1 protein-coding gene and 1 pseudogene are annotated in these 2,203 nt (G+C 45.7%); one reads left to right on the plus strand and one right to left on the minus strand.

The features are described 5' to 3' along the window. The coding region (locus AB4653_RS19465; RefSeq protein ID WP_372105057.1) for a fumarate hydratase at positions 1–1,363 on the minus strand (1,363 nt) is incomplete at its 3' end. Between the two features lie 254 nt (positions 1,364–1,617). On the opposite strand from AB4653_RS19465, the pseudogene pabB reads away from it, so the two are divergent. After that, positions 1,618–2,203, plus strand: a pseudogene (pabB, locus tag AB4653_RS19470) (aminodeoxychorismate synthase component I); the annotation flags it as partial.

Below are 2,203 nucleotides of genomic sequence, written 5' to 3' on the forward strand. Positions count from 1 at the left end.
CACGTGCTTTCTTAATTGCTTTTGCAACAAGATAAGCGGCGCCGCCAACAGCCATTAGGTAAACTGACTTATGTTGTTTGATTGATTCAACGGTCGCAGGGCCACGTTCTGCTTTACCAATCATGCCCATAATGCCAGTTTCTTCTAGCATCATGTCGGTGAACTTATCCATACGAGTAGACGTTGTCGGGCCAGCAGGACCTACCGCTTCATCACCCACAGCATCAACAGGGCCAACGTAGTAAATGAACTTACCTTTCAGGTCGACGCCTTCTGGTAAACCTTCACCACTTTCAAGCATGCCTTGAATACGCTTATGCGCTGCATCACGACCGGTTAAGATCTTGCCTGATAGAAGAACCGTTTCGCCGGTCTTCCACTCTTGAACGTCTTCTTTAGTAATTTCATCAAGGTTAACAAGGCGTGTATTTGCGCCTGCTTCCCAAGTAATATCTGGCCACTCTTCTAGCTTAGGTGGCGTTAGTTCTGCAGGGCCGCTGCCATCTAATGTGAAGTGTACGTGACGCGTTGCCGCACAGTTCGGGATCAAGCAAACAGGCTTAGAGGCTGCGTGCGTTGGTGCTGTTTTGATTTTCACGTCAACCACAGTCGTTAGACCGCCAAGACCTTGTGCGCCAATGCCCAGTTTGTTTACACGGTTGAAGATATCTAAACGAAGCTCTTCTTCTGCGTTCTCTGGGCCTTTGTCGATAAGCTCTTGGATATCGATGTGTTCCATCAGAGATTCTTTAGCGAGTACCGCGGCTTTCTCAGCCGTACCACCAATGCCTATGCCTAGCATGCCCGGTGGACACCAGCCCGCACCCATTGTTGGTAGCGTCTTCTCTACCCATTCTGCAATATCATCAGAAGGGTTCAGCATAACCATCTTGGTTTTGTTCTCAGAACCGCCGCCTTTTGCCGCGATTTGAATTTCAACTTTGTTGCCTGGAACCATATTAATGTGAACAACCGCTGGTGTGTTGTCTTTGGTATTAATACGCTTACCTGCAGGGTCCATTAGGACAGATGCACGCAATGGGTTATCTGGATTGTTGTAAGCTTGACGAACGCCTTCATCAACCATCTGTTGTACTGTTTGATCCGTTTCCCACCTAACATCCATACCGATGTTCACGAAACAAGTAACAATACCCGTATCCTGACAAATTGGACGATGGCCTTCCGCAGACATACGCGAGTTGATAAGAATCTGAGCAATAGCATCTTTAGCTGCTTGGCTCTCTTCTTTCTCGTACGCTTTTTCTAGGGCTTGGACAAAGTCTAAAGGGTGATAATAAGAAATGTACTGAAGTGCGTCAGCGACACTGCTGATCACATCTTGCTTACGAATAACCGTCATTGCATGCCTCTTTATTGTTCTGGTTCCATGTGGGTTCATCGTTTGGCTATGTGTGCCGAATCGGATTAGATGGTTTAGCTTTTTATTGTGTTGAGCTGTATTTAGTTGCTTTAGCAATCGCTTGCATAGCTGTAAACTAAACCACTTGGATTACTCCGTTCTAATCAAGAACCCATTTTATTTTCAATTTATGATACTCTTGCTTCCTCTCACACGCCATGCAGTGATCGAACTCTTTGTCACAAATTAAACAAATGAATAACAACGAATTTCGCTCTATCCAAATCAAGCCGCTTGAATATCAATCAACTTTAGCTAAACAGCTGTTTTCTCATATTGAAAGCGTGCCGTGGGCAATGCTATTACGGTCGGCCTCAGAAAGCCACGTTGATAGTCGATACGACATTTTAGTTGCTCAACCCATCGCCACCTTCGAGACAATCGGTGCAAAAACGACCGTCAATGTTAATGAGACGTGCGAGGTTTCAGAGTCAGACCCTTTCGAACTACTCGACCAATATCAGCAGCAATTACTACCCGCAATCAGTGAGCACCCTGAACTGCCTTTCGTTGGTGGTGCTTTAGGGTATTTTAGTTACGATTTAGGGCGACGAGTAGAAGCTCTTCCCTCTCTTGCTAAGCGTGATATTTCTGCACCAGACATGGCGGTTGGATTGTATGAATGGGCTGTGATTGTTGATCATAAGCTTAAAGCTGCGTTCCTTGTTGGGCAAAACATTGATACCCATTGGGATTGGTTAACTCAACAACAATCGCCAAGCCAACAAGCAGAACAAGAAGAACAAGAAGAACAAGCAGAACAAGCAGAACAAGCAGAAC

Origin of the sequence: Vibrio sp. 10N.222.48.A3 (genome assembly GCF_041475345.1) — a bacterium.
Taxonomy (GTDB): Bacteria; Pseudomonadota; Gammaproteobacteria; order Enterobacterales; family Vibrionaceae; genus Vibrio; species Vibrio tasmaniensis_A.